At 70.1% G+C, this 24,180-nt stretch carries 18 protein-coding genes; 8 read left to right on the plus strand and 10 right to left on the minus strand.

Translation table 11 applies throughout. The features are described from left to right. Positions 1-22 precede the first annotated feature (22 nt). Positions 23-2,089: a S16 family serine protease gene (locus R3A49_12575; protein ID MEZ5171561.1), complete on the minus strand. Its 2,067-nt coding sequence runs from the start codon at positions 2,087-2,089 to the stop codon at positions 23-25. A gap of 135 nt (positions 2,090-2,224) precedes the next feature. Next, complete coding sequence (locus R3A49_12580; GenBank protein ID MEZ5171562.1) at positions 2,225-2,791, minus strand: hypothetical protein; 567 nt, start codon at positions 2,789-2,791, stop codon at positions 2,225-2,227. A 272-nt stretch (positions 2,792-3,063) separates the two neighbouring features. On the opposite strand from R3A49_12580, the gene R3A49_12585 reads away from it, so the two are divergent. Together R3A49_12585 and R3A49_12590 are read left to right on the plus strand one after the other, a co-directional pair. Continuing rightward, the gene (locus R3A49_12585) at positions 3,064-4,938 is read left to right on the plus strand and encodes a hypothetical protein (protein MEZ5171563.1); all 1,875 of its coding nucleotides are present in this window, start codon (positions 3,064-3,066) and stop codon (positions 4,936-4,938) included. A gap of 110 nt (positions 4,939-5,048) precedes the next feature. Beyond that, positions 5,049-6,926, plus strand: coding sequence for a hypothetical protein (locus R3A49_12590; protein ID MEZ5171564.1), 1,878 nt, complete (start codon positions 5,049-5,051; stop codon positions 6,924-6,926). Positions 6,927-6,972: 46 nt separating this feature from the next. On the opposite strand, the gene R3A49_12595 is transcribed toward R3A49_12590, so the two are convergent. From R3A49_12595 to R3A49_12605, 3 genes are read right to left on the minus strand one after another with little or no spacing between them, the layout of a single operon-like run. After that, the gene (locus R3A49_12595; protein MEZ5171565.1) at positions 6,973-7,605 is read right to left on the minus strand and encodes an MBL fold metallo-hydrolase; all 633 of its coding nucleotides are present in this window, start codon (positions 7,603-7,605) and stop codon (positions 6,973-6,975) included. After that, a complete protein-coding gene (locus tag R3A49_12600) occupies positions 7,602-8,699 on the minus strand; it encodes an S-(hydroxymethyl)mycothiol dehydrogenase (protein ID MEZ5171566.1) in 1,098 nt (365 codons plus the stop codon). The genes R3A49_12595 and R3A49_12600 overlap by 4 nt, the downstream gene beginning before the upstream one ends. Positions 8,700-8,730: 31 nt before the next feature. Continuing rightward, positions 8,731-9,831: a fatty acid desaturase gene (locus R3A49_12605; protein MEZ5171567.1), complete on the minus strand. Its 1,101-nt coding sequence runs from the start codon at positions 9,829-9,831 to the stop codon at positions 8,731-8,733. 83 nt (positions 9,832-9,914) lie between these two features. Between R3A49_12605 and R3A49_12610 the strand changes: the two genes are divergently transcribed. Beyond that, positions 9,915-11,330 (plus strand): 1-acyl-sn-glycerol-3-phosphate acyltransferase, encoded by a 1,416-nt coding sequence (locus R3A49_12610; protein ID MEZ5171568.1) that lies wholly within the window; start codon positions 9,915-9,917, stop codon positions 11,328-11,330. A gap of 72 nt (positions 11,331-11,402) precedes the next feature. Here R3A49_12610 and R3A49_12615 read toward each other — a convergent pair whose 3' ends face one another. Next, positions 11,403-12,095, minus strand: a complete 693-nt coding sequence (locus R3A49_12615) for a DUF998 domain-containing protein (GenBank protein ID MEZ5171569.1) — start codon at positions 12,093-12,095, stop codon at positions 11,403-11,405. Between the two features lie 325 nt (positions 12,096-12,420). On the opposite strand from R3A49_12615, the gene R3A49_12620 reads away from it, so the two are divergent. Continuing rightward, a complete protein-coding gene (locus R3A49_12620; protein ID MEZ5171570.1) occupies positions 12,421-13,014 on the plus strand; it encodes a transglycosylase family protein in 594 nt (197 codons plus the stop codon). A gap of 31 nt (positions 13,015-13,045) precedes the next feature. Here the strand turns inward: R3A49_12620 and R3A49_12625 are convergent, their stop codons facing one another. Continuing rightward, positions 13,046-14,092, minus strand: coding sequence for a phosphotransferase family protein (locus tag R3A49_12625; protein MEZ5171571.1), 1,047 nt, complete (start codon positions 14,090-14,092; stop codon positions 13,046-13,048). 45 nt (positions 14,093-14,137) lie between these two features. On the opposite strand from R3A49_12625, the gene R3A49_12630 reads away from it, so the two are divergent. Genes R3A49_12630 through R3A49_12640 form a run of 3 tightly spaced genes read left to right on the plus strand, consistent with a single transcriptional unit; the run spans position 14,138 to position 17,212 of the window. After that, positions 14,138-15,316 carry a hypothetical protein gene (locus tag R3A49_12630; GenBank protein ID MEZ5171572.1) on the plus strand — a complete coding sequence of 393 codons (1,179 nt, stop codon included), beginning with the start codon at positions 14,138-14,140 and terminating at the stop codon, positions 15,314-15,316. 13 nt (positions 15,317-15,329) lie between these two features. Beyond that, entirely contained in the window at positions 15,330-16,304 is a 975-nt protein-coding gene (rbsK, locus tag R3A49_12635) for a ribokinase (protein ID MEZ5171573.1), read from the plus strand. A 32-nt stretch (positions 16,305-16,336) separates the two neighbouring features. Further along, the gene (locus tag R3A49_12640) at positions 16,337-17,212 is read left to right on the plus strand and encodes an alpha/beta hydrolase (protein ID MEZ5171574.1); all 876 of its coding nucleotides are present in this window, start codon (positions 16,337-16,339) and stop codon (positions 17,210-17,212) included. Positions 17,213-17,232: 20 nt separating this feature from the next. Here the strand turns inward: R3A49_12640 and R3A49_12645 are convergent, their stop codons facing one another. Continuing rightward, positions 17,233-17,718 (minus strand): SDR family oxidoreductase, encoded by a 486-nt coding sequence (locus tag R3A49_12645; GenBank protein MEZ5171575.1) that lies wholly within the window; start codon positions 17,716-17,718, stop codon positions 17,233-17,235. Next, on the minus strand, positions 17,715-18,017 hold the full coding sequence (locus tag R3A49_12650) for an SDR family NAD(P)-dependent oxidoreductase (GenBank protein ID MEZ5171576.1): 303 nt from the start codon (positions 18,015-18,017) through the stop codon (positions 17,715-17,717). The genes R3A49_12645 and R3A49_12650 overlap by 4 nt, the downstream gene beginning before the upstream one ends. 109 nt (positions 18,018-18,126) lie before the next feature. Here R3A49_12650 and R3A49_12655 point away from each other — a divergent pair, with 109 nt between their 5' ends. Then, positions 18,127-22,473: a DEAD/DEAH box helicase gene (locus R3A49_12655; protein MEZ5171577.1), complete on the plus strand. Its 4,347-nt coding sequence runs from the start codon at positions 18,127-18,129 to the stop codon at positions 22,471-22,473. On the opposite strand, the gene R3A49_12660 is transcribed toward R3A49_12655, so the two are convergent. Then, positions 22,455-24,152, minus strand: coding sequence for an acyl-CoA dehydrogenase (locus R3A49_12660; protein ID MEZ5171578.1), 1,698 nt, complete (start codon positions 24,150-24,152; stop codon positions 22,455-22,457). The genes R3A49_12655 and R3A49_12660 overlap by 19 nt on opposite strands. Positions 24,153-24,180 lie beyond the last annotated feature (28 nt).

A 24,180-nucleotide genomic window follows, 5' to 3' on the forward strand; every position in this document is an offset into this window, starting at 1 on the left:
ACGACCACGCGGCGGGTGCAGGTCACTCGAGACCGGCGGTCTCGGAGCCCCCGAGGTAGCCGAGGATCCGCCCGTTCACGTATCCGGCCCAGAACGTCTCGAGGGCGGAGATCTGGTCGTCGACGCTGCCTCCGCGGTCGTTCTCGGCGGTCTCGAAGGCACCGGTGGGCGCCACCGGCTCGATCCCCTCGGACCGGAGAGTGTTGATCGCCCCGCCGAGCTGATCCTCGCCGAGATCCAGCGCCGAGAGCAGCGCCAGGTCGTTGTCGACGTCGACGACGTTGTTGTTGTCGTCGAGCACGACACCGAACGAGTAGAACTGGGAGAGCAGCGAGCTGCTCAGCGTGTAGAGGGTGAGCGCCCCGCCGAGCTCCGCGTAGGCGGCGGTCTCGGGGTCACCGAAGTAGTCCTCCAGGCTCGACAGCACGTTGAGCTCGGCGGTCGCGAGGCCGTACTCGAAGAAGTTCTCGGCGAACTGCTCGCGCACGACGTCGACACTGGCCCCGGCCGACTTGGCCTCCTCGGCCAGAACCACCGTGTCGAAGGCGTTGAGATTGGCCTCGGCGGCCCGCCGGAAGAAGTCGGCGACCGACGCGACCTCCACGTCGGCCAGCTTCTCACCGCCGAGGTCGCGGGCGAACTCGAGCTGGTCCTCGGCCGCCACGATGTAGTAACTCGAGACCTCGTAGTAGAGGCCGGCCAGGAGCAGGTCGTTGATCGCCTGATCCTCACTGTCGGCCGGGCGTGTCCGGAGGTTCTCGGCGATTCCGCAGATGCTGACGCCGTCGATGGCGTTGGTGTAGGCGGCGATGAGGCCCGATGCGTCGGTGACCGTCTCGGGTGTGACGCCTCCGAGCGTGTCGACGAGGGCGTCGACCTCGGTGCACACGGTGGCCTGCTGCTCGAGCACCGCCTGCCACTCGTCGAGGCCCAGCTCGTAGCTCTCCCCGGCCGAACGGGCGGCGGTGGCGAACACGGCCGCCTGGGCCGCCGACGTGTAGGCGGCCGCGTGGAGGCCCCGGTCGGTGAGGTCGGCCGAGTCCGCAGCCTTGCTGTCGGCCTCGTCCACGAGCCCGGTGCTCAGCGCGAACTCCTGACCCTGCGCTCCGAGTGCCCCGATGCCCGCGAGTGCCTCGTCGTAGCGCCCGAGCCATCCTTCGGTGGCCGCCTGGACACGCCTGCTGACCTCCTCGTCGAGGGACGTGTCGGAATCCTCGGTGAACCGGAAGCGGGGGAGCTCGACGCCGGTGAACTCCTCGTAGGCCTCGTAGATGTCGGCGACCTCCTTCACCTGCACACCCTCGGCCTCGGCGACGTCGATCACGTTCACCTCCTCACCGGTGGCGAGGTCGACCGACATCTCCTGGCCGGCGGGGATCAGCATCGTGACCTCGCTCGAGGAGCCGGAGTCGCCCGTATCGAGGTCGTCGCCCGCAGGCCTGAGCGCGGCGTCCACGACACCGAGCGACTCCTCGTCGCCGGAGCCGTCGGACCCTGAGTCGTTCCCGCCGATGGGTTCCACGTCACCGTTCGCCACGGCGACGGCGCCGGAGATCTTCTGGGGGATCCCGCCGACGGGCCCGATCGTGCCGTCGGGGTTGATGGTGCCGGTCATCACGACGTTCGGGTCGAGCTCGTCGCCCCGGAACGCCGAGAGGGTTGCGACGGTGAGCGCTCCGCCGGCACTGGGGCCGTCGATCTTGCCCTGGATGTCGTACGTGACCTCGCGCCCGGTCAAGGGCCCACCCGAGATGATCGTGGCGACGGTGGCGGCCTCCCAGCCCGACGCCCGCCACTGGTCGCCGGTGCCTGCCACCTCGTCCTCGCTGAAGCCGACGCGGAACTCGTCGCCGTCGATGTCGTTCACGCGCACCCGGACGCCGTTGGCGCCGCCGCTGAACTCCCCGCTGCCGTCGTCGGAGAAGAACAACGCGTTGATCTGTGCGCTGCCCTCCCCGCCCGTGTCGGTCTGCGCGGGGTCGTCACCACCGGTGTCGTCGGAGCCGCCGCTGCCGCAGGAGGCGGTCACGAGCGCGAGAACCAGCACGAGCGCGAGCGCCCGGATCGTCGATCCCGTCCGAGTGTTCATGACCTCTCCCGTCGTTGGTCGATCCGTCACTGTGTAGCAGGCGCTCCGGACCGCGACGAGCACCGCCGACAACGTGGGCGGCGTCGGGCGACAGCCACGGGCGATGACGTCAGGTGATGATGTCAGGCGATGACGTCAGGCGATGACGTCGCCGACCCTGTCCATGACACCGTGGAGCCGGGGATGCCGGGCGACACGGTCGTACATGCGCTCGGTGAGGTGCTCGTCGCCACGTTCCTCCCATGCCGCCTTCATGCCGTCACGGAAGTTCCGCCGGATCTTCTGGAGGTCGGCCTGCTGCTGCGCGGTGGGCTCGGGGTCGGGCAGGTCCTCGGGCATGCCGTCGAGCTCGCCGGCGTCGAACCAGATGAACTGGTCGCGCTCGCAGACGTCGAGCTCAGCCCGGTAGATCGTCTCCGTGTCGCCCTCCTCGTTCTCGCCGGCCTCGTCGGCGTCGGCGTCGACGGTGATGAGAGTCATCGGCTGCGAGCAGAACGGGCATGGCGCGCCGTGGGCCTTCGCGGTGCGGGCGGCCTGCCACAGCTCGTCGATCTCGTCCTCCTGGAGGCGCTCGTAGGCCTCGCTCAGGGTGAAGCCCAGCCCGTGGCCGCTCGGACACGACCAGGGGTTCAGCTCTCCCGAGGCGCCGAGGACGAGCTCCTCGGAACAGCGGTGACAGCGGGGAGGTGCGAGTGGCGACATCGTGGCTCCGGGAGGCGTCGGGGTGCAGACCGTGACAGAAGGACCCAGCCTACCGGCCGCGCCGGGACCGCCGAACCAGCACCCACCCCCATGCCGAGATGGCCCGCCACCCCGCCGAGATGGTGCGATCCCGTTCGCATACGCACCATGAACGCACCATCTCGGCCGGGGTGGGCGCGGGCGCACGACGTAGCCGTCACCCTCTGTACCTTTTGCGCCGCTGCGAGTGGTTGTGTACGGTCTCGGGACCGATCAGGCAAGGGGGACCGTTCGTGCGACTAACGCCGAAGCATCAGACCCGGTGGATCCGCCTCGCCGTCGGCAGCGCGCTCGTCGCGCTGGTCGCCGCTGCCTGCATCCCGCAGCCCCCGCCGCCCGTCGAGCCGCCGGAGCCACCCGAGGGCGACATCTGCCACTCGATGTCCATCGGCACGTGCGCACTCCCGTTTCCGAGCAACGAGTGGACCGTTCCCGACGCGTCGTCCCCCACGAGGATCCGACTGGCCGTTCCCGACGGGATCGTCCCCGACGCCGTGATGGCCGAGCTGCCCGCCAGCTTCACACCCACCGAGCTCTTCAACAGCGACGACGGCTTCTCGGCCGCGGGACCGGTGGTGTTCGAGCTGCCCACCTCGTTGAAGAGGGCGACGCTCCCCGACGACGGCGGGAACGCCGTCGTCGTCTACGACCTCACGACCGGTGAGCGCGCCGATGTGCGCGTGCACGAGTACCAGGACGCCGCCAACCGCGGCAGGCACGGAACGATCGTGCAGGCCTGGTCGCGCACCCACTGGGAATGGGGCCACACCTACGTGGCGGCGGTCACGACGCAGCTCGGCAAGCAGGCGGGTGGCACCTTCGATCCCGCTCCGGCCGGGTCGGGTGACGCCGCCGGGCGCAGCTTCCTGGCAGGCAAGGGCTTCGACGCCGACGATCTCGTGTCGCTCACCACGTTCACCGTCCGCTCGGAGGCCGACGCCACGGACGACATCGACGCCATGGCGGCCGAGGTCCGCGCTCAGGAACACCCGGTGCGAAGCGTCAAGGCGCTGCCCAACTTCCTCGGGCTCCCGGGCGTCTCGACCGTCGTCACCGGACAGGTGCGGACCACCGACTTCCGCAACAGCGAGGGTCAGGTTCGCTTCGAGCCGGGAGACACCGGGAAGACCAACTGGGTCGACTTCACGATGACGGTGCCGTCGAAGCGCCTCGACGGTGGATCGCCCGTGGCCATCTACGGGCACGGACTCGGCATCTTCAAGGAGTCCCTGATCGTGGTCGCCGGACAGAACGCCCATCGCGGTGTCGCCACGATCTCCATCGACCAGCCGAACCACGGATCCCGCCAGGGCCCCGACGGCGGCTACATCTTCGAGCTCACGAGGCCGTCCGAGGTCGACCGGCTCACGGGCATCATCGAGCAGTCACCCCTCGACCACCTGTCGCTCATGCTGGCCCTTCCTGAGCTGGCCGACCTCGATGTCGCTCCGTTCAACCTGTTCGACCCCCTCGCCGCCGACGGTGTCGCCGACCTCGAAACCGGTCGTGTTCTCTACGAGGGGACCTCACTGGGAGGAGTCCTCGGAACCGCGTTCGTGTCGATTGCGCCGGAGCTGGAGGGTGCTGCCGTTCAGGTGGCGGGTGTCGGGATCACGTCGATCCTCAGCGGGTCGATCTTCTGGGAGATCGGCATCAACTCCGCAGGCGTCGGCTTCAAGGGCGTCGTGCCACGGAGCGCCACGGCCGGCGAGGCGGCCGTGCTGACGGCATCCGTGCAGCACGAGCTCGACGACGCCGACGCCATCAACCTCGTGGAGCGCATCCCCGAGAACGGCACGCCGATGCTCGACCTCTACGCCATGGGCGACGGTCTCGTGCCCAACTACTCGAGCGAGGCGTTCGCCCGCCTCGCACAGCTCCCACAGTACGACAGGGTTCTGAAGCCGATCCCGGGTGTTCCCCACGCCGGCCCGACGCTGCCCGCCGACGGCACGGGGATCTGGCAGATCGACACCGGCAACGTCCCGCAGTTCCCTGGTGGGCTGTCGGTGATCTCCGACCTGCTCGAGCACGTGTCGTTCGTGCAGAACCGGGCCAACGCGCAGCTCACCACCTGGATCGACGACCGCCTCGCCGCCACACCCTGAGCAGGCGCTCGAGTCGCGGCGCCCCGGCGCTCCGATCCAGACCCGGACCTTCTGCGGGTTTACGGGGCTTTGATTACCGTCTGAGAAGCAATCGAGTAGGGAGTCGTTTCGTGGGAAACCGACGCCGACACCATCGGACCCGATGGAGCCGTCTCGGCGCCGCCGGCGCACTCATCGCGCTGGTCGCCGCCGCCTGCATCCCGCAGCCCCCACCGCCCGTCGACCCGCCGCCACCTCCCGACGGCGAGTCCTGCCACTCGATGTCGATCGGCACCTGCGCGCTGCCGTTCCCGAGCGACGAGTGGACGGTTCCCGACGCCACGTCGTCGACCGGGGTGCGCCTGGCGGTTCCCGACGGGATCATCCCCGACGAGGTCTTGGCCGAGCTCCCCGAGAGCTTCACGCCCGCCGAGCTGTTCAACGGCGACGACGGGTTCTCGGCCGCCGGGCCTGTCGTCTTCGAACTCCCCACGTCGTTGAAGAAGGCGACGTTGCCCGACGACGGTGGGAACGCCGTGGTGGTCTACGACCTCACAACGGGAGAGCGCGCCGAGGTCCGCGTGAACGAGTCCCCCGACGCCGACGACCGCGGCCGCCACGGAACGATCGTGCAGGCCTGGTCGCGCACCCACTGGGAATGGGGCCACACCTACGTGGCGGCGGTCACGACGCAGCTGGGCAAGCAGGCGGGCGGCACCTACGCACCGGCACCGGCCGGAAGCGGCGACCCCGCGGGCCGCAGCTTCCTCGCGGGCAAGGGTTTCGGTGACGACGATGTCGTGTCGCTCACCACGTTCACCGTTCGCTCGGAGGCCGACGCCACGGGGGCCATCGACGCCATGGCCGCCGAGGTCCGCGCGCAGGACCACCCGGTGCGAAACGTCAAGGCGCTACCCAACTTCCTCGGGATCCCGGGTGTCTCGACCATCGTCACCGGCCAGGTGCGGAGCACCGATTTCCGCAACGGCGAGGGTCAGGTGCGCTACGAGCCGGGCGACACCGGGAAGGCCAACTGGCTCGACTTCACGATGACGGTGCCGTCGAAGCGCCTCGCGGACGGCTCACCCGTGGCGATCTACGGTCACGGCCTCGCCGTCTTCAAGGAGTCCATGATCGTCGTGGCCGACAAGAACGCGCGGCGCGGCGTCGCCACGATCGGAATCGACCAGCCGAACCACGGATCCCGCCAGGGCCTCGACGGCGGCTACATCTTCGAGCTCACGAAGCCGTCCGAGGTCGACCGGGTCTCGGGCGTGGTCGAGCAGTCGCCGCTCGACCATCTGTCGCTGCTGCTGGCCATCCCCGAGCTGGCGGATCTCGACGTCGCACCGTTCAACCTGTGGGATCCCCTCGCTGCCGACGGTGTGCCCGACCTCGACACCGGGCGCGTGTTCTACGAGGGCACATCCATGGGCGGAGCAGTCGGCTCGGCCTTCGTGGCGATCGCCCCCGAGCTGGAAGGTGCCGCCCTCCAGGTCGCGGGCGTCGGGGTCATGTCCATCATCACCGGGTCGGTCTTCTGGGACATCGGCTTCAACGCCTCGGGCACCGGCTTCCGTGGTCTCCTCCCGGCGAGCGCCACCGCCGGCGAGGCGGCCGTGCTGACCGCGGCGGTGCAGCACGAGCTCGACGACGCCGACGCCGTCAACCTCGTCGAGCGGATCCCCGGCAACGGCACGCCTTTGTTGAATCTCTACGCCATGGGCGACGGGCTGCTGCCCAACTACGCCAGTGAGGCGTTCGCCCGCCTCGCACAGCTCCCGCAGTACGACAGGGTCTTCAGGTCGATCCCGGGTGTTCCGCACGCCGGCCCGACGCTGCCGGCCGACGGCACGGGGACCTGGCAGATCGACACGAGCGGCATCCCGCAGTTCCCCGGGGGGCTCTCGGCGATCTCCGACCTCCTGGAGCACCTGGCGTTCGTGCAGGACAGCGCCAACGCTCAGCTCACCACCTGGATCGACGACCGGCTCGCCGCCACACCCTGACCGACGTCGGGCCGGTGCTGCTCGCGCCCAGGGACCGGTCTCGTGCTCAGTGGCCCCGGGCGAGCCATTCGTCGAGGTGCGGCGCCTCGTCGCCGATGGTCGTGTCGTCACCGTGGCCCGTGTGCACGACCGTGGCGGGCGGAAGCACCAGGAGACGGTCGCGGATCGACCCGATGATGGTGTCGAAGTCGGAGAACGAGCGGCCCGTCGCACCGGGCCCGCCCTTGAAGAGTGTGTCGCCGCCGAACACGCGGTCGTGTACGGCGTCGTGCAGGCACACACCACCGGGGCTGTGGCCGGGTGTGTGGAGCACCGTGAGCTCGACACCCGCGACGCGCAACGTGTCGCCGTGCTCCATCGTGCCGTCGGGTGCACGATCGGGGTAGACGATGTCCCAGAGCATCCGGTCGGCGTCGTGGAGAAGAACCGGTGCGTCACCGGTGAGGCGCGAGAGCGCCACGGCGGCGTTGATGTGGTCGTTGTGCCCGTGCGTGCAGGCGATGGCCACGACCTCTCTGTCGCCACAGGCGGAGGCGATCGCCTCGGCGTCGTGGGCGGCGTCGACCACCAGGACCTCACGGTCGTCACCGATCAGCCAGATGTTGTTCTCGACATCGAAATCCTCGCCGTCGAGGGTGAAGATGCCGTCGGTGCGGACGCGCTGGACGACGGCCGTCATTGGCCGTCGCCCCCGAGCCGGACGACGGACCGGAGCACCTCGCCGCGTTCCATGCGCCCGAAGGCCTCCTCCACACCGTCGAGACCGATCGTCTCCGACACGAAGGCGTCGAGGTCGAAGCGGCCCTGGAGATAGAGGTCGATGAGCATCGGGAAGTCGCGCGACGGGAGGCAGTCGCCGTACCACGAGGGTTTGAGCGCCCCGCCACGGCCGAAGAAGTCGATCATCGGGAGCTCGATCGTCATCGAGGGGTCGGGCACACCCACCTGGACGACCGTGCCGGCGAGGTCACGCGCGTAGAAGGCCTGTTCGAGCGCCGCCGGATTCCCGACCGCCTCGATGCACACGTCGGCGCCCACACCGTCGGTGATGGCACGAACCGCCTCGACGGGATCCTCCTTCGAGGCGTCGACCGTGTCGGTGGCGCCGAAGCCACGGGCCCACTCCAGCTTCTTCTCGTCGAGGTCGACAGCGATGACCTTCGAGGCGCCTGCGAGCGCCGCCCCGGCGATGGCGGCGTCGCCCACGCCCCCGCACCCGAACACGGCGACGGTGTCACCGCGGCCGACCCCTCCGGTGTTGACGGCGGCGCCGAAGCCCGCCATGACGCCGCACCCGAGAAGACCCGCAGCCTCGGGTCGGGCTCTCCCGTCGACCTTCGTGCACTGGCCGGCGGCCACGAGCGTGAGGTCGGCGAAGGCGCCGATGCCGAGCGCCGGGGTGAGGACGGTGCCGCCGGCCAGCGTCATGGCCTGATGCGCGTTGTGGGTGTCGAAGCAGTACTGCGGCTCCCCGCGGCGGCAGGCCCGGCACTCGCCGCACACGGCGCGCCAGTTGAGGATGACGAAGTCACCCGGGCGCACCGAGGTGACGTCGTCACCCACCGCCTCCACGATGCCCGCGGCCTCGTGGCCGAGCAGGAACGGGAAGTCGTCGTTGATCCCGCCCTCGCGGTAGTGGAGGTCGGTGTGGCACACCCCGCACGCCTGCGGGCGGACCAGTGCCTCACCGGGGCCCGGGTCGGGAACGTGGATCGTCTCGATCGTGACCGGCGCACCCTCGGCACGCGCCACGACCCCCCGCACTTCGTTCATGGTTTCTCCCTTCAGGAGGGAGAGTAGCGACCTATCGAGCCGCGGAGTAGGGGAGCCAGGTCTGGTCGTCGAAGTCGTAGAGCTTGCAGCGGCGCACGTTGTGGACGTAGTCGCGGATCCGCAGCGGCTTCTCGGTGACGGCGTCGCCGTACGCGTCGACGATCGCGTCGGCCGCGTCGGGAAGTGCGTGGAAGGGGATGCGGGCGTCCACGTGGTGGGGCACGTGGATGAAGATGTTGAGGAAGAAGACGTTCAGGGGAGGGACGACGTGCAGGATCGTGGTGCCCTCCACCTGGCCGTGAAAGCCGTTCCAGGTGGGACGGGGCCACCACTTGATGTCGGCGGCGATGTGGTGCACGTAGACGGTCCAGCCGATGATGAACATGAACACGGCCCACGGGATCACGAGGACCTTCAGCGCCATCCAGAGCCCCGCGGTGAGCGAGCCGCCCGCGAGGGCGCCGAGCGTGACGGCCAGCGCCGTCGTCGCCAGCGCGTAGGCGACCACGAGCGCCAGGTCGGCGCGCACCTTCGCCCGGTGCTTGGCGGGGGCGTTGGTCGTCATCATCTTCTGCCACCACACGACCCGGGTGTAGTAGAGGCCGGCGCCGAGCGGGCCCCACTCGATGCGGTGACGGAGCCTTCCGAGCGGTGAGAGGTCGCGGTACTCGTCGACCGTTGCGGGGTGCCAGACGAAGTCGGCGGTCTCACGGACCGTGTGGCCGTGGTGGAGCCGGTTGTGGCCGACGACCCAGCCCGAGTACACGTGCAGGTGCGGCAGCATCAGGATCCGGCCGAGGGTGGCGTTCAGCCGGTCGTTGCCGAAGAGGGCACCGTGGGCGGCGTCGTGGGCGAGGATGAAGAGGCTGCTCAGGGCGAGCCCGGAGAGTGCCCACAGCGGCACGAGCAGCCAGACCGCGTCGGTGACCACGAGGAGGGCGACGGCGGCGGCGTAGACGGCCACCGCGCGCACGATCGTCCACGCGGCGCGACCCGCCGGTCGCGAGTAGCAGTGCGCGGGGATCACACTGCGCGCCCCGTGCAGTGTCTCGGGAGGCCCCTCGGGGGGCGGGGACGTCGTGTCCGGACCGGGGTCGCCGGTGCCCGGACGGGAGGCGGTGGTGGCGTTCACGGGTCTCGTCTCCGGGTGGCTTGGGGTGGCGTGCGCTCGTCGGACGGCAGGGTACCGCCCTACTGACCGGTAGGTAGAACCGAATGCCCGATCCCGGGGATCCGCCGGGCGCCCAGGCCTTCACGGCGTGGTGGGGATCGTCACCGCCCCGGTCGGGGGTGCGTAGCCTCCACGTCGTGCTGCGGCGAGCGGTGGACCGGGTCCTGGCGGGGGTCGCCAGCGTGGCGCTGCGCCTCCTGTTTCGGAGTATCGAGATCGAGGGCCTCGAGAACCTGCCCCGCCACCGCCCGATGGTGGTCGTCGCCAACCACTTCAACGGCTTCGTCGACCCGGTGCTCCTGGTGCGGGGCCTGCACCGCCTGCCGCGCTTCCTGGCCAAGGCGACGCTGTGGAAGGTCGTGGTGGCCCGGCCCTTCCTGGCGCTGGCGGGGATCATCCCCGTACACCGCCCCGAGGACCACGACGACGCGACGGGGAACACCTCCACGTTCCGGACCTGTCACGAGGTGCTCGCAAAGGGTGCCGTCGTGGCCCTCTTCCCGGAGGGGACCACGCACGACCGACCGGCCCTCGACAGGGTCCGTACCGGTGCGGCCCGCATAGCCCTCGGTGCGACGGCGGCGGGTGTCGAGGGCCTGATGGTCGTTCCCGTCGGGTTGGTGTTCGACGACAAGCTCGCCCTCCGGTCGCGGGCGGCCGTGCGCGTCGGCGCGCCCATCGACCTCGACGGCGACATCGACACCTACGTCAGACCCGGCGGGGAGGTGGGCGAGGAGAACCGCGACGCGGTACGGAGGCTGACGGCCGACATCGACCAGAGGTTGCGCGACGTGGCACCTGAGTACGACTCGGTGCGCGAGCGGGCCGTGTTCGGACGCGCCGCCGACATCGCCCTCCGTACCCCGGAGATGCGCCGTGGCGCGAGGGTCCCGCTCGTGGAGCGTGAGGAGCTCGGTCAGCGCCTCGCCGGTCGCCCGGGGCCCGAGCGCGATGCCGTCGCCGACGCCACGGCCCACTACCAGCTCGACCTCGACCTGGCCGGCCTCACCGACCCCGACGTGGTCGGGCACCAGCGCGTCCGGTCGCTGCTCGGACACGCCGTCGCCGCCACGATCCTCGCGGTCGTCCTCGCACCGATCGCTCTGGCGGGACTCGCCGCCAACATCATCCCCTACTGGATCGTCGCCTTCGTCGGCCGGAGGGTCGAGGTCCCGGTGACGAAGGGGACGGTCCGGTTGCTGACGGCGATCGTCGTCTTCCCGTTGTCATGGATCGCCTGGAGCCTGTGGGCCGAGTGGCCGTCGTGGGCGGAGCTGGTGATCTCCTTCGTCCTCGCCCCGATTCTCGGGCTCGTGGCGGTCTTCATGCTCGAGTTCGTGGCGCAGGTGTGGCGGTCGTGGCGCGCCTGGCAGAGCGTGCGCGAGCGCCGGGCCCTCCTCGGCCCCCTCCGGGAGCAGCGCCGCGCGCTCGTCGCGCTCGTCGACACTCAGGCGCGGTGATTCCGGCGTATCGCTGATCCCGCCAGGTGTTGGAGGGTGTCCTGCGCCCTGTATTGCACCAACCTGGAGTTGTCAGGAGGGGGAACGGCGCCGGGCGAGGCGCAGGGCGAGCGCGGCCGACGGCAGCATCGGGAGTGTGACCGCGAGGCGTTGGAGGATCCCGTTGTACTGCGGGTACCTCTTCGACTGGAACACGACGAGGACGCCTGCGGCGACGATCGTGGCAGCGATCTCGGCCGTCGCAAAGGTTCGTAGGTCGGGATCGCGCCGGAGGCGGCGCGCCAGGGCGAAGGGCGCCGCGAAGAGAGAGGTGAAGGCCACCGCACTGGCAGCGTCGTGGAAGTCGTTCTGGCGTGACTGGTTCTCGCCGCCGTCGAGGTCGACGAGGAGCATCCGGTCGCGACGAAGGAGGCCGGCGCCGACGATGCCCACGGCGCCGAGTCGTGTGAGGCGCGGTGCCCAACCGGCAGCTCCCGGCCCGCCGAGGGCGTCCTCGAGGGCTGAGGCGAAGACCCACGTGCACGCCCCGTGGACGAGGAACCCGGCGGTCATCGCCGTCGGGTGGCGGGCGTCGGGCGCGGCCAACCCGCTGATCTGCTCGACCTGCACCGTGTAGCCGTCGCGACCGTGCTGGCGTGCGGTTCCGAAGACCCAGGCCGTCGCGAAGGCGGCCGGGCCGAGCGCCCCGGCCAGAGCACGTGTGCGGAACCAACGTCGGCGGCGGGGCGCCGACCGGGGGTGCGGGACGGGTGGGTCGGCGCTCATCGGGGTGATCCTAGAGGCGGCCCTTGGGCTCGCGGGGGTGTGCGACGGCACAGAAAAACCGCCCAAAACCCCCCGAAATCTTGTGAACCTTGTCACATGCTCCACGGCTCCGTAGGGGCCCGAGAGCCCCGAGATCCCCGAGATCCCCGAGATCCCGCCGTTCCGTGGAACAGATCCCGTTTTCCAGTATCTGGATGTGAGTGTTGACTCCGGAGTGCTTGCAGATGTTAGCGTCTCATCTCGAGCCGCCCGTTCGGGTGGCTTTTCCCTTTGGTCCGCTCCGGCGTCTCTGCCGACGCGGGGCAAGCAACCAGGAGAACCACACATGCGCAAGACACTGCTCATCGCCACAGCCGTGGCCGTGGTGCTGGCGACAGCCGGTGCCGGACTGGCCATGTCCGAGGAACCCATCGACCCCGAGAGCCATACCGCGCGGCCGGCGGCCGCATACGTCGAAGACCACGACGCCGTGCTGGCCGCCTGGGAGCGCACCCGGGAGATCGAGGGCTTCCGCCGGCACGCCGAGAGCGTCCAGGCCTTCCGAGAGGCCGCCTACATCCGGGCACTCGAGGAGGAGGCCCAGCGCCGGGCCGAGGCCGACGCCGCCCGCATCGCCGAGCAGCAGGCCGCGACCGTGTCGCGTAGTGCTCCTGCCACCGGTGGTGGTGGAGCGGGTGGCGCGGCCGCCTGCATCCGTCAGCGTGAGAGTGGAGGGGACTACTCCATCAACACGGGCAACGGGTACTACGGCGCCTACCAGTTCAACCAGGGCACCTGGGACAACACGGTCCGGTCGATGGGCCGTGGCGACCTCGCCGGACAGCCGGCCTCGAACGCCAGCCCCGCCGACCAGGACGCCGCCTTCAACCACCTGTACGCAGGTGGTGCCGGTGCCTCCCACTGGGGTGGCAGCTGCTGAGCAGGGCCCGCCCATCGCGTCGGGGCCCGGCTCAGGGGAGCTCGACGAGCCGACGGAGGCTGAGCATCAGAGGGGTTTCCCCGCGCGGGTCGTCTCCGGAGATCCGGGAGCGGCGGAGATGGACGGCCCCGGCGCGCACCCCCGCCCACACCTCGTACCAGTGCAGGTCGTCCGGCTGCCGGCCCGACGACCGGGTGTAGCGCTCGAGCATGCCCTCGCGGTCGCGAAAACCCGGTAGGTCGTCCATCCACATGAGAGCCGTGTCGTGGGCGAAGAGGAACCACCCGAGGTCGGTCCCGGCGGGCGCTGGCCCCGCCATCTCCCAGTCGAGGACACACGACACCCCGAAGTCGTCACCGAACACGAGATTGCCCATGCGGGCGTCCCCCCAACACAGGACGTCGCGACCGGAGGGTTGCGGCCTGTTCGATGCGCACCACTCGAGTGCGGCCGGGAGGACGGGGACCGGGCCGTCGGTGGCGAGCCACTCGAGGTACCGACGCCAGTAGTGGACATCGGCGTCGATCCCGGCGGCGCCCGGCGTGGCGACGGCCCCGGGAGCCGGCAGGATCTCCGCGTCGAGTGCGTGGATCGCCGCCATCGTGTCGAGGGCGCTGTCGAGTGCCGTTTCCTGCTGCTCGGGCGTGGCGTCGTGCAGCCAACCCGACAGGAAGTAGGGAGGATCGTCGGCGGGGATCCTGCCGGTCGCCGTGCCCATGGCGAAGAACGGGCGCCCCAGTGGACCGGGGTCCGGCTCGACAGCGAGCACGTCCGGGACCGCCACGTCGGAGTGGTCGGCGACGGCCTGCAGGACGCTCGCCTCACGTTCGAGGTCGTAGCCCGGGAACAGCGCCGGTTCCCCGGGCTCCATCTTGAGGACGATGCTCCGTTCCCGTCGTGTACCGCCCTCCGCCCAGGTGGCGTCGACGAGGAGCGTGTCGTTCGACATCCCGCCGTGCTCGGGGACGTGGAGCGAGACTTCGAGGTCCACGTCGGTGACGTCGTCGCGACCGAGGGTGCCGCGCAGCCAGTCGGCGATTCGGCCCTCGAGGTCTTTCGTGTTCGTGGTCCGTGCCATGAGCTCCACCGCTCGCGCCGGGCCAAAGATAGTGTCACCCTCACCATGGAGGACCCGATCGGCCCGCTCGTCGAAGCCGACGAGTCGTTCGACCATCCACAGGTCGACACGTTCGGCGTCGGGGAGCCTCCCTCCGTGCCCGACGCACGGCTGTCGCCGTCGTGGACCGAGAAGGTCGTCGCCACCGCCGCGGCGCGTGACGGCTCGCTCCAGCTCGAGTTCGGAATGGGTCGTTACCCGAACCGGAGGGTCCAGGACGCCTTCGCCGGGGTGTCGCTCGGCGTGCAGCAGTGGACGGTGCGTGCGAGCCGCCGGCTGGGCGAGGAGCCGCACCGCACCGCCGTCGGCCCGGTCCGCTACGACGTCGTCGAGCCGCTCCGCGAGGTGCGGTTCCGGCTGGAGCCGTCGGGCGTCCAGCCCGTGGCCTTCGACTGGAGGTTCCGCGCCGAGGTTCCGGCTCACCTGGAGGAACGCGAGCGCCGCCGGGCCCACACTCCGTCCCAGCCCGACGAGGACCTCGTCCGGTACCACCAGGTCGGCGTCGCCGATGGATGGGTGGAGCTCGACGGCGAGCGCCACGACATCGGTGCCCACTCGTGGTTCTCGAGTCGTGACCACTCCTGGGGTGTCCGACAGGGGATCGGCGTGCCGGCCCGTGGCGACGGTGACGTTCCTCCCGACCTGTCGGTCCTCGTCCTGTGGTCGCCGATGCTCCTGGAGCGGCCCGGTGGGGCCCGCTACGGGATCCACCACTACCTCCGGTCGTACTCGATGCCGGGCTTCGAGCGCGTGCACTTCCAGGGAGCGGTCGAGCACGCCGACGGGAGCCGGACCGGTTTCGCCGGCGTGGAGCCCGACCTGCGCTTCGACCCGGTCAACCGTCGGCTGCTCGGTGGCACGCTCGGGTTCACGACGTCAGACGGGAGTGCGCGCCCCATCCACATCGAGGCGGCCTCGGACACCGGCTTCCACCTCGGGACGGGCCTCTACTTCGGCTTCGACGGCCACCACCACGGCGAGGAGCGCGGACTGCTCCACGTCGACGGCGAGCACATCGCCGACTGCTCGTTGCCCGAGGTGGCGCGTCGTGTCCACCAGCTCCGTGACTGCGTCGTGACGGTCGACGACCCGGTGGGCGGCGGCCACGGGTGGGGGACCGTGCAGAGCATCGTGACCGGCCCCCATCCCGCCATGGGTTTGGATGCCGGAACGTCGTTCGTGTAGAGCAGGGTCACCGATGGGACGTGACCCGGCTGGCGCCGTCGCCGTCGTCGGAAGTCTCGCGATGGACTTCACGGCGTTCGCAGGACGGTTCCCGCGTGTGGGCGAGACGCTGGTCGGTGACGCCTTCACGATGGTTCCCGGAGGCAAGGGTGGGAACCAGGCGATCGCCGCAGCTCGCCAGGGAGCGCGCACGTCGATGATCGGATGCGTCGGACGCGACCTGCTCGGCGATCAGGTTCTCGACACGCTCCGGGCCGATCAGGTCGACACCGGGCACATCCTCCGGTCCGAGCAGACACAAACAGGTGTCGCCCACATCGTGGTGGACGGAGCAGGCGACAACGCGATCATCGCGGTGCCGCTCGCCAACACGGAGCTCACGCCCGCGCACATCGACGCGTGCGCCGACGTGATCGCCGCCGCCGACGTCCTTCTCGTGCAACTCGAGATCCCGATCGAGTCGGTGGCTCACGCACTGCGTATCGCGACGAGCGCGGGCACCATGACCATCCTGAACCCCGCGCCGGCGCGACAACTGTCCGACGAGCTTCTTCTCGACGTCGACGTCGTGATGCCCAACGAGACGGAGGCAGAGATCCTCACGTCGACGAGTGTGCGAGAGGTCGCGGACGCGGAGGAGGCCGCGCTGGCGCTGGCCCGACGGGGCATCGGGGAGGTCGTGATCACTCTCGGGGACCGGGGCGCGATCTATCACGTCGGCGGTCGATCCGAGTTGGTGCGTCCGTACGACGTGGATGCCGTCGACGCCACGGCGGCCGGAGACGCATTCTGCGGGGCGTTCGCCGCAGGTATCGCCCGCGGCGACACACGTCGAGCGGCGCTGGAATACGCCGCTGCGGCGGGTGCCCTTGCGGTGACCGTGGAGGGAGCGAGCTCCTCGTTGCCGACGCTGGAGGACGTGGAGCGGCTCCACCGGTCGGCTGGTGAGACGACCCGGGCTGGACGACACACGGATCGAGGGGGCTGACGCCTCCTCCGATTCCGGCGGGGAGGAGAACGATGCCGACGAGAGCGCCGGCCGAGGCCACGGAGGAGTTCATCGACGCGCAGGGAGCGCGGGTACGTGTGTGGCGCGCGGGTGACGGGCCGCCGCTCGTCGTCGTCGTCGACTGCGGCGATCCTTTGGAGCTCTGGACCGAGGCGTTCGAAGGCTTCGCGCAGGAGCACGAGGTCGTCATCGTGGAGCAGCCCGGGTTCGGGTACTCGGATGCCGGACCCGGTTTCGACTACCGGTGGAACGCTCACCTCGGCGCGCTGCGTGCGACCGTTGAGCATCTCGACGTCTCCGACGCGTTGGCCGTGGGCCACTGCGTGGCGGGTACGCAGCTACAGGCGATCTCGACGGTCGAGCCCGGACGGTTCCGCGCCGCCGTCCTGGCAGAGACCTTTCCGGCCGACCGGTACCGGGCAATGGGGACCGGTCTTGCGATGCACAAGGTCGCCCGCCTTCCGGGCATCGGGAGGGCGATGCTCGCCGCGGGCGGCCGGCGCGGACTTCGGCGCGGGGCGCGCTACCTGCTGCGGACGCTCGCCGATGATCCGAGCTGGGTGGACGACGAGATCCTCGACCGCTACACGGCCCCTCTGCGCAAGGGGCACAACCGCGTCGGCGGGCTGCTCCACATCCGTCGGTTCGACGGTGAAGCCGGTGCCCCGGCCGAGTGCGCGGCGATGCCCGCCGCCTACCTCCTGGGCGCGGGAGGGCATTTCCGTCGCTTCCAGCGCGAGCGGACGGCTTTCGCGGAGGACCACGGCCGCCACGTCGAACTGCTGGACGCCGCCGGGCACTTCCTCTTCGCGGAACGACCGGCGGCCTTCGTCCGCCGCTGTACGGCAATGCTCGACGCGTTGACAGGCGAAGAGTCGAGCGAGTGACGTCAGCGCCCGGCCGGGCGTCAGACGAACATCCCGCCACAGGCCTTGACGCTCTGAGCCGTGATCGAACCTGCCGCCGGCGAGGCGAGAAACGCTGCGACCGCCGCCACCTCGTCGAGTTCCTGGAGACGGAGCTGTGGTGACCGGGCGCGCATCTCGTCGAGGAGCTGATCCGTCGTGCCACCAGTGACGTCGGCGAAGCTCCCGAGCATCCGGTCGCTCATCTCGGTTCCGTGGATGGCACCGGCGCACAGTGCGTTCACCGTGATTCCGAGCGGGGCGACCTCGGCAGCGAGTGATCGCGTGAATCCGAGAAGCGCTCCCTTGGTGGCACCCACGACACAGTGGAGTGGTGCGGGGTTCTCGGGAATGGGCCCCATCATGTTGATGATCCGGCCGTACTCCCGCTCGGTCATGCCCGGCAGGACCCCTTGGGCCAGACGCCAGGGGGCCAGCAGGTTGACGTCGAGGGAACAACGGAGATCGTCCTCGGTCAGCGCGCTCAACGCCGCACCGGGCCTTCGTCGGCAGCGTTGTTGACCAGGATGTCGACCGTGCCGTAGGCGCTCGTCGCTGCGTCGATGAGAAGCCGGATCCCCGCCGTGTCGGCGAGGTCGGCCGGTACGGCGATCGCCCGACCCCCGTTGCTTTCGATCTCGTCGACGGCCGTCTCGAGCAGCTCCCGCCGCCGCGCTGCCAGGACAACCTGTGCACCCCGCTCGGCCAGGGCGCCTGCGATCTCGCGGCCGAGCCCCTGGCTGGCACCGGTGACGATCGCGCTGAGCCCCTCGAGGTCGTGGTGCACGGTTGGGCTCCCCCCGGCGCTGGTCGACCCGCGGAATCGTACGGTAGCCTCGAACCGAACGTGCGTTCGAGTACCGACGAGGACCTCCGATGCAGAAGATCGTGTGCCGGTGACCACCGCGGCCGCGCCGCGTCAGGATCTCGAACGTCTCGGTGTCCGTCACCCTGCCGTGCGCACGTGGTTCGAGCGGCGTTTCCCGGAGGGACCCACGGGTGCGCAGGAGCGCGGGTGGCCGGCGATCGCCGGGGGCGGCGACACGCTCATCGCGGCACCCACGGGATCCGGCAAGACACTCGCGGCCTTCCTCGTGTGCATCGACGCCCTCTACCGAGCGCACGACTCGGGCGAGTCGGTCGATCTCACACGGGTCGTCTACGCCTCCCCGCTCAAGGCGCTGGCGGTCGACATCCATCAGAACCTCGAAGAGCCCCTCGCCGAGATCGCCGACGTCGCGCGCGAGCTCGGTCTCGATCCTGCGCCCATCACCGTGGGCGTCCGCACCGGCGACACCACACCGTCGCAGCGGGCGGCGATGGTCAAGAATCCGCCCACCATTCTCGTCACGACACCCGAATCGCTGTATCTCATGGTCACGGCCGAGCGCAGTCGGGAGAACCTCCGCTCTGTCGACACGGTCGTCGTCGACGAGATCCATGCCGTAGTACGCGACAAGCGCGGGTCGCACCTGGCGCTCACGCTCGAGCGGCTGGAGCACGTGAGCGGCCATCGGCCTCAGCGGATCGGGCTGTCGGCCACGCAACGCCCCCTCAGCGTCGTGTCCCGGTTCCTCGTGGGTGCGGGGCCCGAACGCACGAACCCCGACGGCTCGCCGCGCTGCACCGTGGTCGACGAGGGACACCAGCGATCGCTCGACCTCGCCATCGAGCTCCCCCAGGGGGAGCTCGAGGCGGTGGCCGCCGCCGAGCAGCTCGGGGAGATCCTCGACACGATCGCCGAGCACGTCCTCGCCCACCGCACGACTCTCGTGTTCGTGAACACCCGACGGATGGCCGAGCGAATCGCGCACCTCCTTGCCGAACGCCTCGGAGAGGAGCAGGTCGCGTCCCACCACGGCAGCCTCTCCAAGGACCGGCGGACCCGGGTGGAGGGCCGCCTCCGGGCGGGCGACCTCCGGGCACTCGTTGCCACGGCATCGCTCGAGCTCGGGATCGACATCGGCCCGGTGGAGCTTGTCTGCCAGATCGGGTCGCCCCGCTCGCTCGCCACGTTCCTCCAACGTGTCGGGCGCTCCGGCCACAGCCGCGGCGGAACACCCAAGGGACGCCTCTATCCCTTGACGCGTGACGAGCTCGTCGAGTGCGCAGCACTGCTCGCGGGGGTGCGCGCCGGTCGGCTCGACGCCCTGCACCCCCCGGTGGCGCCCCTCGACATCCTCGCCCAGCAGATCGTGGCCGAGGTGGCCGCCGAGGAATGGCGGGAGGACGACCTCTTCGACCTGTTCCGGGGGGCGGCTCCGTTCGGCGAGCTGACCCGCGACGACTTCGACGAGATCCTCGAGATCCTCTCCGAGGGCATCCCCACGGGCCGGGGACTGCGCGCGCACTACGTCCATCGCGACCGGGTGAACGGCGAGCTGCGCGGCCGTCGGGGCGCGCGGCTGGCGGCCCTCACGTCGGGAGGGGCGATTCCCGAGCTCGCCGACTACCGGGTCGTCGCCGATCCCGACGACACCTTCGTCGGCACGGTCAACGAGGACTGGGCGACAGAGAGCATGGCGGGCGACGTGTTCCTCCTGGGCAGCACGTCGTGGCGGATCCGGCGCATCGAGCCGGGAACGGTACGGGTCGTCGACGCCCACGGCGCCCCACCCACCGTTCCCTTCTGGCTTGGTGAGGCACCCGCCCGCACCGAGGAGCTCTCGTCGGAGGTCTCGGCGCTGCGCGCCGGGGTGGAGGAGCGGCTCGTGGCCGGCGACTCCGATGGCGCACGCACATGGCTGTGTGATGTCGCCGGCCTCGGCGACGACGCTGCGAGGCTCATCGTCACGTACCTCGCCACGAGTCGCGCGGTGCTCGGAAGGCTCCCCACCGAGAACGCGGTTGTCTTCGAGCGTTTCTTCGACGACAGCGGAGGCATGCAGCTCGTCGTGCACGCGCCCTTCGGAGGGCGCATCAACCGGGGCCTCGGCCTCGCTCTGCGGAAGCGCTTCTGTACGTCGTTCGACTTCGAGCTCCAGGCCGCTGCGAACGACGACGCCGTCGTGCTGTCGCTCGGGCCGCAGCACAGCTTCCCCCTGGAGGACGTCGCGCACTTCCTGCACCCCAACACCGTGGAGGATGTTCTCGCCCAGGCGGTCCTGGTGTCGCCGATGTTCACGGCGCGGTGGCGCTGGAACCTGAACCGGTCGCTGGCGGTTCTGCGTTTCAAGGGCGGGAGGAGGAACCCGCCGCCGATCCAACGCATGGAGTCCGACGACCTGATGGCGGCGATCTTCCCCCGCCTCGCCGCATGCCAGGAGAACGTCACCGGCCCCGTCGAGATCCCCGACCACGCCATCGTCCGCCAGACCGTCCACGACGCGCTCCACGAGGCCATGGATGTCGACGGCCTCCGCGACGTCGTGGCGGCGCTGCGCTCGGGTGACATCGACGTCCACTGCCTCGACGTCACCGAACCGTCGCCGCTCAGCCACGAGATCCTCAACGGCCGCCCCTACACCTTCCTCGACGACGCGCCGTTGGAGGAACGCCGCACCCGCGCGGTGCAGCTGCGTCGCGGCCTCCCGGTCGACGCGTCGGAGCTCGGCAAGCTGGACCCCGACGCCATCGAGCGTGTGCGCCACGAGGCTCGACCCGTGCCGCGTGATCCCGACGAGCTCCACGACGTCCTGCTCGGCGCCGTGGCACTTCGTCCCGACTCCGAGTGGGAGGAGCACTTCACCGCGTTGGTCGAGCGCGGTCGGGCGACGCGACTCGAGGCAGGATCCGGCACGCTCTGGGTCGCCACCGAACGACGCCCGGCGGTGGAGGCCGCCTACAGCGACCCCGTCTTCGATCCTGATGCTCCGGTTCCCGGTGCGCTGCGCCCGTCGGAGGCACCTGATGCCGGAGAGGTGCATGCAGCGATCGTGCGCGGCGCGCTCGACACCGCCGGGCCGGTCACCGTCGGCGGGCTCGCGGAGGCCACCGGCCTGAGTACGGCAGAGATCGACGCGGCGCTGCTCGTCCTCGAGGACGAAGGTTTCGCGTTGCGCGGCTCGTTCGACCCTGCGCTCACTCCCCCCGCTGCATCTGGTCCGGACGCTGATGTTCCGGAGCAGTGGTGCGCCCGGCGACTCCTGGCGCGGATCCACGCCTACACGCGCAAGCGCCTACGCAGCGAGATCGAACCGGTCACCGCGCAGGACTTCCTCCGTTTCCTGTTCCGGTGGCAGCACGCCACTCCCGACACGAAGCGCGAGGGCCGGCGTGGCCTGCTCGCGGTGATGGAGCAGCTCCAGGGTTGCGAGCTGGCCGCCGGTGCCTGGGAGGAGTCGGTCCTGTCCACCCGTGTCGCCGACTATCGGCCTGCCTGGACCGACGAGCTCTGCCTGTCGGGCGAGCTCACCTGGGGCAGGCTCGCACCACGTATCGAGGATCCCGACGAACCGCGACGTGCCGGTGCCACGCCGTCGCGTGCCACGCCGGTGAGCTTCGTGCTGCGTGGCGACCTCCCGTGGCTTCTCCGGGCTGCCCGCGGTGACACGGAGCCCCTTGTCCCCGAGGAGGGACGGACCCGCGAGGTCCTGGATGCTCTGAGGGAGTACGGCGCTCTCTTCCACAGCGAGCTCGTCGCCCACACGGGGCGCCTTCCGGTGGAGATCGAGGAGGCGCTCTGGGACGGAGTCGCGCGCGGCCTGATCACGGCCGACGGTTTCCACGCCGTGCGGTCGCTGCTGTCGGCCCGGGAGCGGTGGAACCGCCGTCAGCGCGGGGGTGGGCGCTCCGGCCGCGGGCGTCGCGGGCTGCGCCGGGGAGCATCCCGCGACGCGGGTGCCGAGGGTCGCTGGTCGCTCCTTCCCCCGGCAGGTGTCGTCGACGATCCCGACGACCTGGCCGAGGCCGTCGCCGAGCAACTCCTCGCCCGGTGGGGTGTCGTGTTCCGCGACCTCGTCGCGCGGGAGCACCTGGCCGTGCCGTGGCGTGAGATCGTGTGGGCCTTTCGGCGCCTCGAGGCGCGCGGGCTCATCCGCGGCGGCCGCTTCGTCACCGGTTTCGTGGGCGAGCAGTACGCGCTCCCCGAGGCGCTCGACTCCCTCCGCCGTGTACGACGCAGCGAGCGCGACGGCACCGAGGTCACCGTGTCGGGCGCGGATCCGCTCAACCTGGTCGGCATCCTCACTCCCGGGCCACGGGTCCCGTCGCTGCGCACCAACAGCGTCACCTACCGCGACGGTCTCGTCGTCACGCTCTCCGAAGCCAACCACCAAACCACAGATCAGTCGGGCATCACGTAGGCGCCGTCGAGGGCGAGAACGTCGGCCCACACGCGGTCGAAGCGCTCCGGGTCGACGGGCGGGCGCACCATCATCGCCCGGCAGCGGTCCTGCTGCGCCTCGGTGGCAGCGGGCTTCTGATGGAGCGTGAGAGCGGCGGCCGCGACATCGCGCACGAGGACGTCGACGATCTGGCCCACGAGGTCATCGCTCGCCTCCGTGAGCGACGCCTGCTCGAGGACGAGCCGGCCGTAGACGACGAGCGTGAAGATCTCGCCCACGCTGAGCAGGAAGTCGGGATCGGCCTTCTGTGCATCGTCGGGTGGGCACGTCGCCAGGAGCGACGCGAGCTCATCCGCTTGGCCGGCGAAGCACTGCATGGTCGGGAGGCTGGAGTCGGCGAACACCGACCGCCACTCGGGGAACCGGATCTTCCCCAGGCCGCGGGTCGGCGCCTGACGGAACAGGTAGCCGTCGTTGTCGGGGCCGTGCTGAGGGCTGATCTCGGGGAGCGACTCGTCGGGCTCGCCGAAGTAGTTCTTCATGAACTTGGCGATGAGCGCAACGTTCACGTGCACGGTCCCCTCGAGCTTGGGGAGTGCACGGATGTCGCGTGCCGCCATCTCGAAGTACATGTCGGCCTCGAACCCCTTGGCGGCGATGACGTCCCACAACGCGTCGATGACCCGCTCCCCCTCGGTCGTGACCTTCATCTTCACGATGGGGTTGTAGAGGAGGTAGCGGCGGTCGTCGTCGGAGGCCGTCCGCAGGTAGTCGGTGGCACGCGACGCCACCATGCGCATGGCGGCGAGCCGCGCATAGGCGTCGACCAAGAGGCTCTGCACGTGTGGGAAGTCGGTGACCGTCATCCCGTAGAGGTGCCGGTTCGCCGCATGGGTGATCGACTCGTAGAAGGCGTGCGTGCAGATGCCGATCGACGCCCACCCGAGGTTGAACTTCCCGATGTTGACGGTGTTGAGAGCCGCGTTCCACGCGTCGTCGCCCCGGTGGATGATGTCGTGGTCAGTCACGGGGTAGTCGTCGAGCTCGAACTGGCCGACGTACGACTGGCTGTTGCAGACATTGCGGATAAGCCGGAAGCGCTCGTGCTGGGAGTCGGCGATGAAGAAGACGTAGTCATCGGTGCCTTCGATGCGCCCGAACACCGACACCATCGCGGCCTGGTTCGCGTTGCCGATGTAGTACTTGCCGCCCGACGCGCTGTAGGTGCCGTCGCCGGTGGATGTGAGAACCATGTCGGTGGAGTAGACGTCGGCGCCGTGCTCGCGCTCCGACAGCCCGAACGCGAAGATGGCGCCGTCCTCGAGCAGTTCCGCCGCCCGGCTCTTCGCCGCCTCGCTCCCACTCATCCAGATCGGGCCGAGGCCGAGCACCGACACCTGCCACGTGTACCAGTAGGCGAGCCCGTAGAAGCCGAGGATCTCGGCGAACGCGTTGTTGCGACGCGTGTCCCACCGTGCGTCGTCGGCGCCGTAGCCGGTCGGGGTCAGCGTGGCGGCGAAAGCGCCGCGCTTCTTCTGGAAGTCGAGGAAGTCGGCGTACCAGGTCCGCTCTCGGTCGTCCTCCTTGAGCCGGGCCTTGCCCTTGTCCTCGAAGAAGCGAACCGTCTCGCTGAGGAACCGGCGCGTCGTGTCATCGAAGGACCCGAAGTCCTCGGTGCCGGGATTCAGGATCGTCATGCCCGTGACCCTACCGAAGGCGAGGATG

The sequence above is a fragment of the Acidimicrobiia bacterium genome (genome assembly GCA_041394025.1).
Classification (GTDB): domain Bacteria; phylum Actinomycetota; class Acidimicrobiia; order IMCC26256; family JAOSJL01; genus JAOSJL01.

Excerpts from the sequence above, each read along its gene's own strand:
- R3A49_12575 (MEZ5171561.1), bottom strand. The coding sequence starts at position 2,089 with ATGAACACTCGGACGGGATCGACGATCCGGGCGCTCGCGCTCGTGCTG.
- R3A49_12580 (MEZ5171562.1), bottom strand. The coding sequence starts at position 2,791 with ATGTCGCCACTCGCACCTCCCCGCTGTCACCGCTGTTCCGAGGAGCTC.
- R3A49_12595 (MEZ5171565.1), bottom strand. The coding sequence starts at position 7,605 with ATGACGGCCGTCGTCCAGCGCGTCCGCACCGACGGCATCTTCACCCTC.
- R3A49_12600 (MEZ5171566.1), bottom strand. The coding sequence starts at position 8,699 with ATGAACGAAGTGCGGGGGGTCGTGGCGCGTGCCGAGGGTGCGCCGGTC.
- R3A49_12610 (MEZ5171568.1), top strand. The coding sequence starts at position 9,915 with ATGCCCGATCCCGGGGATCCGCCGGGCGCCCAGGCCTTCACGGCGTGG.
- R3A49_12615 (MEZ5171569.1), bottom strand. The coding sequence starts at position 12,095 with ATGAGCGCCGACCCACCCGTCCCGCACCCCCGGTCGGCGCCCCGCCGC.
- R3A49_12620 (MEZ5171570.1), top strand. The coding sequence starts at position 12,421 with ATGCGCAAGACACTGCTCATCGCCACAGCCGTGGCCGTGGTGCTGGCG.
- R3A49_12625 (MEZ5171571.1), bottom strand. The coding sequence starts at position 14,092 with ATGGCACGGACCACGAACACGAAAGACCTCGAGGGCCGAATCGCCGAC.
- R3A49_12630 (MEZ5171572.1), top strand. The coding sequence starts at position 14,138 with ATGGAGGACCCGATCGGCCCGCTCGTCGAAGCCGACGAGTCGTTCGAC.
- rbsK (MEZ5171573.1), top strand. The coding sequence starts at position 15,330 with ATGGGACGTGACCCGGCTGGCGCCGTCGCCGTCGTCGGAAGTCTCGCG.
- R3A49_12640 (MEZ5171574.1), top strand. The coding sequence starts at position 16,337 with ATGCCGACGAGAGCGCCGGCCGAGGCCACGGAGGAGTTCATCGACGCG.
- R3A49_12660 (MEZ5171578.1), bottom strand. The coding sequence starts at position 24,152 with ATGACGATCCTGAATCCCGGCACCGAGGACTTCGGGTCCTTCGATGAC.